The sequence below is a fragment of the Paralteromonas sediminis genome (assembly GCF_003820355.1).
GTDB lineage: Bacteria > Pseudomonadota > Gammaproteobacteria > Enterobacterales > Alteromonadaceae > Alteromonas_F > Alteromonas_F sediminis.
In genome coordinates this window covers 270,332-282,551 of record NZ_RPOK01000006.1, presented here as the reverse complement: position 1 = coordinate 282,551, position 12,220 = coordinate 270,332, and the positions used below count along the sequence as shown (strand labels likewise).

Annotated in this window: 11 protein-coding genes and 1 tRNA gene; 6 read left to right on the top strand and 6 right to left on the bottom strand. The window is 44.6% G+C overall.

The window, feature by feature from the left end:
• The first annotated feature begins 81 nt into the window (after nt 1-81).
• Complete coding sequence (locus tag DRW07_RS17720) at nt 82-642, top strand: VapE domain-containing protein (protein ID WP_124029277.1); 561 nt, start codon at nt 82-84, stop codon at nt 640-642.
• 340 nt (nt 643-982) lie between these two features.
• On the opposite strand, the gene DRW07_RS17715 is transcribed toward DRW07_RS17720, so the two are convergent.
• Both DRW07_RS17715 and DRW07_RS17710 read right to left on the bottom strand, forming a co-directional pair.
• Entirely contained in the window at nt 983-1,273 is a 291-nt protein-coding gene (locus tag DRW07_RS17715) for a hypothetical protein (protein ID WP_124029276.1), read from the bottom strand.
• A gap of 54 nt (nt 1,274-1,327) precedes the next feature.
• Nucleotides 1,328-1,897: a hypothetical protein gene (locus DRW07_RS17710; protein ID WP_124029275.1), complete on the bottom strand. Its 570-nt coding sequence runs from the start codon at nt 1,895-1,897 to the stop codon at nt 1,328-1,330.
• A 136-nt stretch (nt 1,898-2,033) separates the two neighbouring features.
• On the opposite strand from DRW07_RS17710, the gene DRW07_RS17705 reads away from it, so the two are divergent.
• On the top strand, nt 2,034-2,636 hold the full coding sequence (locus DRW07_RS17705; protein ID WP_124029274.1) for a hypothetical protein: 603 nt from the start codon (nt 2,034-2,036) through the stop codon (nt 2,634-2,636).
• A 514-nt stretch (nt 2,637-3,150) separates the two neighbouring features.
• On the opposite strand, the gene DRW07_RS17700 is transcribed toward DRW07_RS17705, so the two are convergent.
• Nucleotides 3,151-3,227, bottom strand: a tRNA-Pro gene (locus DRW07_RS17700).
• A gap of 185 nt (nt 3,228-3,412) precedes the next feature.
• Here DRW07_RS17700 and DRW07_RS17695 point away from each other — a divergent pair.
• Nucleotides 3,413-5,026 (top strand): L-lactate permease, encoded by a 1,614-nt coding sequence (locus DRW07_RS17695; RefSeq protein WP_124029273.1) that lies wholly within the window; start codon nt 3,413-3,415, stop codon nt 5,024-5,026.
• A gap of 19 nt (nt 5,027-5,045) precedes the next feature.
• On the opposite strand, the gene dcd is transcribed toward DRW07_RS17695, so the two are convergent.
• Nucleotides 5,046-5,636: a dCTP deaminase gene (gene dcd / locus DRW07_RS17690; RefSeq protein WP_124029272.1), complete on the bottom strand. Its 591-nt coding sequence runs from the start codon at nt 5,634-5,636 to the stop codon at nt 5,046-5,048.
• Nucleotides 5,637-5,698: 62 nt separating this feature from the next.
• Nucleotides 5,699-6,820: an iron-sulfur cluster carrier protein ApbC gene (gene apbC, locus DRW07_RS17685; protein WP_124029271.1), complete on the bottom strand. Its 1,122-nt coding sequence runs from the start codon at nt 6,818-6,820 to the stop codon at nt 5,699-5,701.
• A gap of 126 nt (nt 6,821-6,946) precedes the next feature.
• Here apbC and metG point away from each other — a divergent pair, with 126 nt between their 5' ends.
• Nucleotides 6,947-8,980: a methionine--tRNA ligase gene (gene metG / locus DRW07_RS17680; protein WP_124029270.1), complete on the top strand. Its 2,034-nt coding sequence runs from the start codon at nt 6,947-6,949 to the stop codon at nt 8,978-8,980.
• Here metG and DRW07_RS17675 read toward each other — a convergent pair.
• Nucleotides 8,931-9,701, bottom strand: a complete 771-nt coding sequence (locus tag DRW07_RS17675) for an SAM-dependent methyltransferase (RefSeq protein ID WP_124029269.1) — start codon at nt 9,699-9,701, stop codon at nt 8,931-8,933. The two genes, metG and DRW07_RS17675, sit on opposite strands and share 50 nt — an antisense overlap.
• Nucleotides 9,702-9,756: 55 nt before the next feature.
• On the opposite strand from DRW07_RS17675, the gene gloB reads away from it, so the two are divergent.
• Together gloB and DRW07_RS17665 are read left to right on the top strand one after the other, a co-directional pair.
• Nucleotides 9,757-10,539 (top strand): hydroxyacylglutathione hydrolase, encoded by a 783-nt coding sequence (gene gloB / locus DRW07_RS17670; protein WP_124029268.1) that lies wholly within the window; start codon nt 9,757-9,759, stop codon nt 10,537-10,539.
• A 56-nt stretch (nt 10,540-10,595) separates the two neighbouring features.
• Complete coding sequence (locus DRW07_RS17665) at nt 10,596-12,218, top strand: LysM peptidoglycan-binding domain-containing protein (protein WP_124029267.1); 1,623 nt, start codon at nt 10,596-10,598, stop codon at nt 12,216-12,218.
• Nucleotides 12,219-12,220 lie beyond the last annotated feature (2 nt).

Here is a 12,220-nt window from a genome sequence, read left to right as displayed (position 1 = left end):
AACACGCTCAGAGTTGACCGATGGTGAACACTTAGCGTAAAAATAAGCTTCGCCCAATGCGGGAAATCTCAGGTGTTCACGATGCGCCAGAATCGGTGTTCACGTTCAGCAGAATACGCAAACAAACCTCGCCAAAGTAACTTTATTGCGTCAGTAAATGGTGCTGATTTTTTAAAAGACGATACAGGCTCAACACGCTTTGCCGTAATTGAAATGGAAAAAGCCGCAGATATGGACAAACTCAATGAAATACTGGGATGGAGCTATGATGGCACTGGAGCAATAGAGCAAATTGAACCACAGAAATTACATCAGTTTTGGCTTGAAGTAAAAGTGATGTATGAAAACGGAGCGGGTTGGCAGCTAACAGACGAAGAAGTCAAAACCATTCAGCAGATTAACAGATCATTTAACGATAATGGCTCATGGTACGACTATATTTTAGATGCGTTAATCATGAAAGATAGTCTACTCATTGATTTAAAAGATTGGTTCAATGCTGGTGATATAGCGCAGTCTGGTGAGGACTTTAGGGCCCAAGATACAAGGCAGATAGGTAAGGCACTAGCCAGACTAGAGCAAGACGGTTATTTGAAAGGGGAAAAGAGAAACGGTAACCGCAAGTACTACAGAGTTATTTAGACAGCCTCGTTGTTGGGGTTAAAGAGTAGGTAAAGAAAACAAAGCTCTTTAACTCCTTTCTAGCCCTTTATTTATATGGGTTGTAATGAATCTAGTTAAAGAGGTAAAGAGATTTACTTACTTTTTATTTTTTAAGGATTAGTCATAGCAGCCATACACTATAGACATGGCTAGCTGACGACAAAACCGCTAAAGTTGTGTAAATTCTTTAACTCTTTAACTAAACTCTTAACCTATTGAATTGACATACATATTTAAAAGTTAAAGAGGCAGTTAAATAAAAAGACCACGTCAAACGTCCGTTAGTTGAAGGTAGATGCCTTTGGAGCTTTAAACAAGGTTAATCTTTCCTAAAAAGAGAAGCTATATCACGAAAATTTGCCATCAAACCAATCACTCCACCAGCAACAAGAAATACTAAAATTGCTCCTGCAACATAATCAGAATTGAGGTATTCATAGAAGTCAAAATTAGCGAAGAAGAAAATAATTACAAATAGAAGAGCTATTATCAATGCGGCAAGGACTGACCACCACAGCAACTTAAAGGCTTCTGCCCTGAAGCGATAAAGTATTGTGCTCAGAAAAATTCCAAGTACCACACCTATTGCGATTTGAAGTATGAGCATCATTTTTCCATAAAATATCAGCGTTTAAATTTTCTCAGTGAGTCAACTGTATGAAAGCTATTCAGCGGAAAGCCTATAACTCATATCACGTTTTAAATAGCGATTTAGTTGTAACACAGAATCTTTACTCACTATTCGACCTAGATATCTCGTATTGTTCCCTGGTTCCAACTTATTTAACCTATTATTCAATATGATGTAATGGTTTAAATCCCTAAACTTTTCTAAAACGACTTCAGGTTCCCAATCTTCATTTGCGGTCAAAGGCAACAAATGATTTGAATGCAAACTCCTTGGCGCAAAGTTACTTATGTAAGGGTATTTAATAGTCAAACGATTGAACATGCTAGCAACTGTCACTACCGACAAATTACTGACTTCGGTTTCGAAATCAATAATGCTTTCTAGTGATTCGAGAAAGTCGTCTTCACACTCAGCCAGCAGGTATGTTGACATCATTAATGCAAGATTTTTGTAGAGCGTACTAATATCTCTATCGTGTAAAATGTACTCAGATTCGATTGATGAAGCAATTTGACGATATATTTTTTTGTGATATTTCCCTGCTAAAACATAGCAAATAAGTGCCCCTAACAACATTGCCAACGAAACGCTGATTATATCCATGTAAGTTGACACTCTCCTGAAAATTAGCGAAGTCGTTTTTGAAGTTACCGCAAATAATGTTGAAATTCAAAATCAAAATCACTGTATAATTTATAAACAATGAGTTACACAGGCAATTTGGGCAAAAAAGACGATTATGGGCGGAATCAACTCAGGCTGTTATCAAAGAACCAATTCAAAACGGTTAACTACCGATATGCTTGACATAGACTTACGCCGATTCAAGCAAAGAGGCTGGCTTAAGTTTAATTCCATTGGCACCCTCAGTTGGACTAGAGCTGGCTATAAAATTGGCGAAGTGGAATATGTAATGACCGAAAACGCATTTCATATTAGTTACTACAGTTCCCAAATAAACCAATCAATCACACAGAGCATCCACATAAAAAAGACTGCGTGTAATTTTGGTGGCTCTAGACTTTGGTTTGAATGTCCCAGTTGTAGAAAAAACGTCCTTCTGCTTTATGGTGGAGAACAGTTTCATTGCCGAAAGTGTCATGAATTAGTTCATCCTAGTGTTAACGAAAGTAAAATTTATCGCGCATTAAGGGCCGTAGAAAAATATCAAAATAAACTCTCTCAAGGGTCAAATTTATGTGCTCTAGACGGAATAGACTGGATTGAGAAGCCAAAATGGATGAGGTGGCACACATATGAAAAAATCCAACAGAAAGCAGCAGGAAAGCAGTCTGATCTAGAACAAAAAATGACTGAGTTTTTTGGTTGTTCTATGTTGTAAAAAATAAGCCTATCTATCAATAAAACGCGATAAGTCCTTTTCAAGCTCTCCCATATCATAGACATATATACTAAAAAGCCGAGAGCTCTCCAGTTTGCATATCAGTGCCATGAACATTGTAAACAGGTATAGTTTTGACGGGATCTGGAACCCCAATATCATTTGGGTGGGGTTGAATATGAAAAAAGACATTAGTGCGAAAAACCAAGCTACAAGATTAAACAACTTTGAGGTTTTTCTGATTTTTTCGATGGTTTCTCTTTCTTGCTTAATATTCACAGTCATCCTTGAGGTAAGGCTTAAACCTTGAGCATACTCGATTTTTTAGTTGATTGCCGGCACAAATATTAATGTCGATGAAGAACAATCCACCGTTTATGGGGTGGAGCCCCATATAACAACGTATATAAACGATTGAATCGCACCGTTCGACACAGGTTCGACATAAAACAGAACTTTGAAACAGGAAGACAAGTGAAAAAAATCGAATTACTAAGGATATCAGGAAGATAATTGGTCGGTGTGAGAGGATTTGAACCTCCGACCCCTGACACCCCATGACAGTGCGCTACCAGGCTGCGCTACACACCGACCGAAGACGCGTATTATAGGCATTGGTTTCACAAATTCCACCGATTTTTACGCAATTTTGCTTTTTCTGGTGCGTTTGTAGAAATTATGGTCAATCTTTGCGAGCCCTTGATTCATAACAAGCCTTTTTGCTAAAACCTTATGCATACTATTCTCAATCTAATTTTCCATAAGCTGATTAGCTAATGTCTTTATTACAGCTTTTGACGGCACTGACCCCCGTACTCGCGGTGTTTTTGTTTCTTGTTGTACTTCGGCTGCCTGCCACTCGTGCAATGCCCTTGTCGCTGGTATTGACCTTTGGCAGTGCCTACTTTATTTGGCAAATACCCGTTATGCATCTGTTTGCCTCCATAATAGAAGGATGGGTGATTGCGCTTGGCATTGTAATTATCGTGTTAGGCGCCATCGTGCTGCTCAACACGCTTAAAGCAAGTGGCGCTTTGCAGTGTATCCGCAACGGCTTTACGCATATCAGCCCCGACAGACGCATTCAGGCCATTATCATTGCGTGGCTGTTTGGTTCTTTCTTAGAAGGTGCATCAGGCTTTGGAACACCTGCGGCTATTTGTGCACCGTTACTGGTTGCACTTGGCTTTCCTCCTTTGGCCGCGGTCACTGTGGCTTTAATTGCTGATAGCACGGCGGTGTCTTTTGGAGCGGTCGGCACCCCTGTTTTAGTGGGTATAACCCAAGGTATAGATCAATCATCCAATACAGTGATTCGCGATGTGGTGATGAACACAGTGACAATAGACTTAGTCGTATCTACCTTTATCCCTTTGTTGATCGCTTGTTTGCTGACTGGGGTATTTGGCGAAAAAAGGCGGTGGCGCGATGGATTGGCCGTGTTCCCCTTTGCACTGTTTAGTGGAATTGCTTTTACCGGCTCGGCGTGGCTGGTTGCCTGGCTACTTGGCCCTGAGTTCCCTTCAGTATTGGGCGGTTTATTGGGTTTAGCGTTGGCTGTCCCTGCCGCTAAAATAGCCTTGTTTAAACCCAAAACAAACTGGGACTTTGAACAAGCTGCACCGCTTGAATCTTCGCTAAGTGATACAGTTGAAAAGACTCTCGCGTCTCCATCAAACATGACCTTAACGCTGGCGTGGTTACCTTATATTCTGCTTGCTGTTTTCTTGATTATTAGCCGTATTGAAGTGTTACCGGTAAAAGCTTGGTTAACACAATACTCTTTTAGTGTAAGCAATATACTTGGATCGGGCTTAAATGCCAGCATTACGCCGCTCTACTTGCCTGGCACTGTATTTATTGTGGTTGCGCTTATCACTGTTTGGTTACACCGGCTACCACTTCAACAAGCCGGCAATGCTCTACGCCATTCCTTTTCGTCATTGGTACCTACTGTTATAGCCTTAGGAGCCTCTGTGCCTATGGTGAGAATTTTCCTCAATAGTAATGTGAACGCCATGGCTAGCCCCTCCATGCCGATGGCATTAGCGGAACAAGCGGCGGTATACCTGTCGGAGTATTGGATATTTGCTGCTAGCTTTGTGGGCGCCCTGGGTTCATTTATCGCCGGCTCTGCCACATTTTCCAATATGATGTTTGCGTCTTTTCAACAAAATGCGGCATTACAGAGCGGTCTAGACCAGCACTGGGTACTCGCTCTTCAGATGCTGGGCGCCAATGCCGGTAACATGATTTGTGTAGTTAACGTAGTAGCTGCCGCGTCAGTGGTAAATTTAATCGGCAAAGAGGGCCAGATAATTCGGTTAACCCTTGGCCCAATGCTTTACTATTGTGTGGCTGCCAGCATGGTAGCTTGGGCAATAATGTAGCCCTCTATCCTGTTCAATATTACCCTTTTTGGTCTGAGTCTATCCGGCTGGCAATCGCGCCATCCTGCCCTTTATATTTGGCATCTAGGCGGGCGTTATAGGGTTTTTCGGCCGGATTAGACAGCTTTTCAAAACTTAACGCACCTATTTTCATCAGAGGACGCAGCGCCAAAGGTAGCTTGCCACTATTAAAAAACTCCAAAACAATATTTCCAGACCAGCCTGGATCAATACGGTGAGCCGTCACGTGCACCATTAACCCCAAGCGCGCAAGCGAAGAGCGACCATCAAGCCACCCTACAATGTCACTGGGCAAAGTGACTGATTCATGCGTGATGGCTAAAGCCAGTTCGCCTGGATGCAGGAAAAATGCCTTACCCAATGGCAATTCTATTTCATCACTCATCACCGAATTAAGCGCTTCCTGCACTTCTGACTTTGGCCCGCTTAGATCAATGTAAGGCGCGGCATGATCTTCAAACACGCGAAACTTGTTGCCAAGACGAATATCCACAGTTACACCTGATATCTCTGAGTAATCAGGCGTAGGATCAATTTTGATATCGCCACGTTGAAGGTGGTCATAGATATCTTTGTCACATAAGCGCATTGGCGTTCCTAGTTATCATGTCAGTTATTTTTTGCCCGGCTATTATGGAGCCGGGAGGTTTTTTATTCAATTTGAATGGCAATAGGATCGCCTTTTAAATGACTGGATTGCTCTGCTCTCAATTCAAGACCAGCACTCAATTGTGCGCCCATTTGAATAGCCACTGCCTGATACATTTGTGCAATTTGTTTTTCAGCGTCAGATTTATCCGCTTTTAACAACAGCGGAGTGCCTGCATCAGCATACTCTCTTATTGATAGTGACAAGGGCAATGAGCCCAAAAGAGGTAATGCATAACGTTCGGCTAATCGACTGCCCCCAAGTTTAGAAAAAATATGCGCTACATGCCCGCAGTTATCGCAAACATACGCACTCATATTTTCCACTAACCCAACAACGGGCACATCGACTTTATCAAACATAGCAATGCCTTTTTGCGCGTCGGCCAAGGCCAAATCTTGCGGCGTAGTCACCACGATTGCAGCGGTTAAAGGCACTTGTTGAGCCATAGTGAGCTGCACATCACCGGTGCCCGGTGGCATATCAACAATCAAATAATCCAAAACCGGCCAACGGGTTTCGTTGAGTAACTGCAACAAGGCTTTGCTGGCCACAGGCCCACGCCACACGGCAGCATCTTCTTCGGGTACCAGATAGCCAATGGAGTTCGCCACAATACCGTGGGCTGAAATGGGTGTCATGGTTTTGTTGTCTGAAGACGCAGGGCTAGCCGTTTTATTTCCCAGCATGGTAGGTATTGAGGGGCCGTAAATGTCCGCGTCCAAAATACCAACCCTAGCGCCTTCCTGCAGCAAGGCATAAGCCAGATTCACTGCCGTTGCCGACTTCCCTACACCGCCCTTGCCCGACGACACCGCCACAATATTTTTAATATTGATCACCGCGTCTTTGTGCGTGGCAAAGCTTGGTATCTGTGTATTGATTTGAACCTTGTCAATACCCTGCTCTTTTGCGTGGGCATTTTGTAAAATAATGCGGGTGAGTTCGTCGTGCTGAGACTGGCAGGCAAACGGCAATGTTACCGTAAGTACCTTAGCATCCAAATGAAACCATTCCGCAGGTACAGACTCTTTTGCCAATGAAAAGTGCGCTGCGATATCCTGCGCGTAGCTATCAAGTAATACCCGCAAGGCCTTTTTGTTGCGACTGGATTTAAAAAACATAGAAGATATGAACAATTTTTGTTGTGGCTAATAGTACAGAAAAAAACGCTTGAAGGATGCATTCCAACGCTAATTTCGCTACTATTCGCTGTCTTTTTTTAACAACATCGAGTAAGTCACAACAACATGCCAGAGTCAGCTCGCAAAATACTTGTCACCAGCGCTTTACCCTATGCAAACGGCTCCATCCATTTGGGCCACTTGCTTGAGCATATTCAAACCGATATTTGGACGCGCTTCCAACGTTTACGCGGCCATGAATGCTACGCCGTATGCGCAGATGACGCCCACGGCACCCCTGTTATGCTCAAAGCACAAGAACTGGGTATTACACCTGAACAAATGGTGGAGCAAACCCGTGCCGAGCATCATCAGGATTTAAGCGACTTTTTGGTCAGCTATGACAACTATTATGTGACACACTCAGAAGAGAACCGCGTGCTGTGTGAAGACATCTACAACAAACTCGATGCAGCGGGTTACATAAGTAAGCGCACGATTAACCAGCTTTACGACCCGCAAAAAGAAATGTTCTTGCCCGATCGTTTTGTGAAGGGTACCTGCCCGAGTTGTGGTGCAGAAGATCAAAACGGCGATAGCTGTGATGTTTGTGGCGCAACATATAGCCCTACTGAAGTGAAAAATCCTCGCAGTGTAGTTTCTGGTGCAGAGCCCGTATTAAAAGAGTCAGAGCATTACTTTTTTGACCTACCCCAATTTGAAGACATGCTAAAAGGTTGGATCCGCAGCGGTGCACTGCAGGAAGAAATGGCCAATAAGCTTGAAGAATGGTTCGAAGCCGGATTACAGCAATGGGATATTAGCCGTGATGCGCCTTATTTTGGTTTTGAGATCCCTGGCGCACCTAACAAATTTTTCTACGTGTGGGTAGATGCACCTGTTGGCTACATGGCCAGTTTCATGAATTACTGTAATCAACACAATATCGACTTTGACAGTTTCTGGAAGCAGGACAGCGACGCAGAGCTTTACCACTTTATTGGCAAAGACATTACTTATTTTCACTGTTTATTCTGGCCTGCCATGCTCGAAGGCGCTGGCTTTAGAAAGCCTACCGGCGTGAATATTCACGGTTTTGTTACCGTAAATGGTGCAAAAATGTCAAAATCGCGTGGAACCTTCATAAAGGCCCGGACTTATCTTGACCACTTACAGCCTGAGTATTTGCGTTATTATTTCGCGTCTAAGCTCAGTGATGGCGTGACTGACATCGACCTAAACTTTGAAGATTTTGTACAAAAAGTGAATGCCGATCTGGTTGGTAAAGTGGTAAATATCGCCAGCCGGTGTGCCGGTTTTATAACCAAACGCTTCGACGGCACTTTGTCACACAATATTGTAGATGCAGCCTTGTTAGAAGAATTCCAGCAGGCCGAGGGGAAAATTGCAGCCCTGTATGAAGCCCGAAAATATAGTGCAGCAGTGCGTGAAATTATGGGACTGGCCGATAAAGCAAATCAGTTTATCGACGCAAATGCGCCCTGGGTCACCATCAAAGAAGAAGGTAAAGCAGCCTTTACCCATGATGTATGTTCATTAGGTATTCACCTATTCAGAATTCTCACTATTTATTTGCAGCCTATCTTGCCCGTGTTGGCAGAAAAAGCCGAAGCGTTTTTAAATGACACCTTTACATGGGAAAGCATGCAAGAAGTGCTTACCGGTAAACCGATTAATAAATTTAAAGCGATGATGCAGCGAGTAGAAACCAAAACAGTTGATGCCATCGTGGAAGCGTCCAAACAAAACTTACAAGCCACTCCCGCAGTACCCTTATCAGACAATAAGCACCTTAGTGCCGACCCCATCAGCGACACAATTAGCTTTGACGAATTTGCAAAGGTGGATTTACGTATCGCAAAAATTGTGAAAGCGGAACACGTTGAAAAAGCCGACAAACTCTTGCGCCTAGAGTTGGATGTAGGCGGTGAAACTCGACAAGTATTCGCTGGCATTAAGTCTGCTTATGCACCAGAAGATTTAATTGGAAAACACACGGTAATGGTTGCCAACCTCGCACCTAGAAAAATGCGTTTTGGGCTTTCTGAGGGTATGGTATTAGCAGCCGGACCTGGCGGTAAAGACCTGTTTATTCTCGAGCCGCATGAGGGCGCACAGCCGGGGATGCGGGTGAAATAACCCGCGTGCCCGCTTGTACTGGCATAAACTTGGGCTTTGCGCGCCACCTTGGCTTTTCCAGCGTCATGGGGATGGTGCGCTTTTTGGCCAGCAAACAGTAAGCGGAACCACTCCATGGCAGATATCGGGCAATAAAGGGGTCGAGCTTATCACTGTATGGCACACGCCAGCGATTAAACACAGACGGATAGTGTACATACCGTTCTTCCACAATATCGAAATGCAATAGCTGTAACCAGTCTTTAACTCGTCCGGCTGTGAAAAAACGCGCCTGCTTAAACGGGTGTTTTCGATAAAACGGCGAATACCGTAGTAAGCCAGAGAGACTAATTGGGTTTAGCCCGCATACCAGAACCATGCCGTTTGCGGTTATACTGCGGTCTAGATCGCGCAGTATCTGATGCGGATCATGAGAAAAATCAAGCTCCAGCGCAACCAAAAAAGCATCCACCGAATTTTCAAGAAGGGGTAGTTTATGCGTTGATGCCGTCACGCCCCCCCTGTGCTGTTGGTAGCCAAGCGTAACTTGATGGCGAATAGGGCACTGTGGAAGGTGGATGTTTGCAGATAAGTCACCCAACTTAACCAAGTGGTACCCAAACATCATGGATGACAGCGAATCACACTGTTCGCTGAGCTCATCAAGCAAACATTGACCATTTGGCACAGCTTGCCACGATTCCGGATACTGAGGGGATTTGTCACGCCTTGCTGATCGCATTGACGATACTCATACGCTAAACTAAGAGCACCATTATTAATCGAGCCGCTATGGTATGGCAAACCCCTTAACCGTTTTTCCTATTCCAGCTTTTAGCGATAATTATATTTGGTGTATTCACGACGGCTGTCATGCTGTGGTTGTGGACCCTGGTGATGCTGAGCCTGTCATGGAGACCCTGTCCCAGCGCGGGCTTCGCTTAGATGCTGTGCTGATCACCCACCATCACTACGATCATGTTGATGGCTTGCCTGCATTAACCCGAGCCTATGAAGGTTTAGCAGTGTACGGACCTGATAATCCAAAAATAAAAGAGATTACACACAAGGTAAAAGAAGGTGATCAGGTATCACTTGAGCAATTCAATCTGACTTTTGACGTGTTTGAAGTGCCAGGTCATACACTCGACCACATCGCCTACTATGCCAACAATTGGCTATTTTGTGGTGATACCCTGTTTAGTGCTGGGTGTGGCCGATTGTTTGAAGGCACGCCTGCACAAATGCTTGCGTCACTCAATAAACTGATGACCTTGCCCGAACAGACACAGGTTTACTGTACCCATGAGTATACATTGGCCAATCTCGCATTTGCGCAAGCGGTGGAACCTAATAATGAAACCGTGACATCGACCATACAAAATGTCACCGACATGCGCGCTGCTGGCTTACCTTCATTGCCCTCCCGTTTAGATATCGAAAAACAAATCAATCCATTTTTAAGGGCAGAGCGCCAACAAAATTGGCCTTATGTCGAACAAATGACGGGAGAGAAGGTCGAAAATACGCAAAATGCCTTTGCTGCAATCCGTCGATGGAAAGATGCATTTAAAGGCTAAAGTCCGTACACTTGTGCGATTAATTTAGGGTATTACAACAAGAGGCACGATAAGGGATGCAAGTAAAAGGGTCTGTCTTAGGACTATCAACGCTAGCCATTGTGACATTGAGCGGGTGCACAAGCACCATGATCACGCCCACATCCGACGACGTTGACATCGTCACTACAAAAGTTGTCACGAAAGGTGAACAGGAAGACAAGCAACCCGATTCCACAGTTGAAATTGTGCATCCCGAAGAGGAAGTTATTGTTGAACTTCCCGTTGAGCAGGTCGCCCCGATTGAAGATGTGTGGGAGCGCGTTGCCATGCAACTGTCTTTTGATGTGCCGCAGCAGCAGCGTATTGATGCCCAGCGCAATTGGTATTTAAAGCATCCCAAGTATATGCAACGGGTCATGCGCCGTGGAAGCCCCTTTATTCATTACATCGTTGAGCAAATTGAAGCGCGCAATATGCCACTTGAATTTGCCTTATTGCCCATTGTTGAAAGTGCCTTTGATCCGTTTGCCTATTCCCATGGTCGCGCCGCGGGATTGTGGCAATTTGTGCCTGGCACGGGAAAGCGGTTTGGTATGAAGCAAACCTGGTGGTATGACGGTCGTCGAGATGTTATTGCATCAACCCAAGGTGCACTGGACTATCTGGAATATCTGTATGAATTTTTCGATGGCAACTGGCTACATGCTCTGGCTGCCTATAACAGTGGTGAGGGTCGGGTCAGACGAGCGGTCAGAGCCAATGCCAGAGCGGGTAAACCGACAGATTTTTGGTCGTTGAATTTGCCACGCGAAACACGCGCCTATGTACCTAAGTTATTGGCACTGGCTGATATTTTAAAACATAAAGAAACCTATAATTTTGACTGGCCGGCTGTTGATAATGCACCTGTTGTTGCCGTTGTAGAAACAGGCTCACAAATCGATCTTGCGCTGGCTGCAGAGCTTGCTGGCATGGAAACTGATGCACTACATGCGCTAAACCCAGGGTTTAATCGTTGGGCCACCGATCCTAACGGGCCACATCAATTGCTTTTACCCATGGGAAAGGCATCACAATTTTCTCAAGCACTTGCCCAGGTAGACCGTTCAGAAAGACTCAATTGGGTACGTCATAAAGTGAAATCCGGCGACAGCTTGCTAAAACTGGCCAAAAAGTACCACACCACAGCAGACGTGATCAGGCAAGTTAATCAGCTTGATGGTAACGTGATCATTGCAGGCAAACACTTAATGGTGCCGGTCGCTGCAAAAGACTTGGACAGCTACTCACTCTCCAACGAAGCGCGCCTTGCAGCAAAACAAAACACGCCTAGAGCACGACATAAGCTTACCCATGAGATTCAATCAGGCGATACCCTTTGGGACATTAGTCGCAAATACAAAGTCAACTTGTCTTCTTTGGCAAAATGGAATGGCATGGCACCGAAAGATCCTCTCATGCCAGGTAAGCAGTTAGTCGTCTGGACCGATACCGTTAATGCGTCGACGAATCCCAACGCCATCATGCGTAAAATTGTCTATAAGGTCAGACGAGGTGATTCGTTATCGCGTATTGCCAATCGTTTTGGTGTGAAAACCAATGACATTGTGAAGTGGAATGACCTTAATGCGAGCCGCTATCTACAACCCGGGCAAACACTAACGTTACACATTGATGTAACTCGTTCATCGAGTTAAGT

Excerpts from the sequence above, each read along its gene's own strand:
- apbC (WP_124029271.1), bottom strand. The coding sequence starts at position 6,820 with ATGTTTTTTAAATCCAGTCGCAACAAAAAGGCCTTGCGGGTATTACTT.
- DRW07_RS17675 (WP_124029269.1), bottom strand. The coding sequence starts at position 9,701 with ATGCGATCAGCAAGGCGTGACAAATCCCCTCAGTATCCGGAATCGTGG.
- DRW07_RS17665 (WP_124029267.1), top strand. The coding sequence starts at position 10,596 with ATGCAAGTAAAAGGGTCTGTCTTAGGACTATCAACGCTAGCCATTGTG.
- DRW07_RS17715 (WP_124029276.1), bottom strand. The coding sequence starts at position 1,273 with ATGATGCTCATACTTCAAATCGCAATAGGTGTGGTACTTGGAATTTTT.
- DRW07_RS17720 (WP_124029277.1), top strand. The coding sequence starts at position 82 with ATGCGCCAGAATCGGTGTTCACGTTCAGCAGAATACGCAAACAAACCT.
- metG (WP_124029270.1), top strand. The coding sequence starts at position 6,947 with ATGCCAGAGTCAGCTCGCAAAATACTTGTCACCAGCGCTTTACCCTAT.
- DRW07_RS17695 (WP_124029273.1), top strand. The coding sequence starts at position 3,413 with ATGTCTTTATTACAGCTTTTGACGGCACTGACCCCCGTACTCGCGGTG.
- DRW07_RS17710 (WP_124029275.1), bottom strand. The coding sequence starts at position 1,897 with ATGGATATAATCAGCGTTTCGTTGGCAATGTTGTTAGGGGCACTTATT.
- gloB (WP_124029268.1), top strand. The coding sequence starts at position 9,757 with ATGGCAAACCCCTTAACCGTTTTTCCTATTCCAGCTTTTAGCGATAAT.
- DRW07_RS17705 (WP_124029274.1), top strand. The coding sequence starts at position 2,034 with ATGGGCGGAATCAACTCAGGCTGTTATCAAAGAACCAATTCAAAACGG.
- dcd (WP_124029272.1), bottom strand. The coding sequence starts at position 5,636 with ATGCGCTTATGTGACAAAGATATCTATGACCACCTTCAACGTGGCGAT.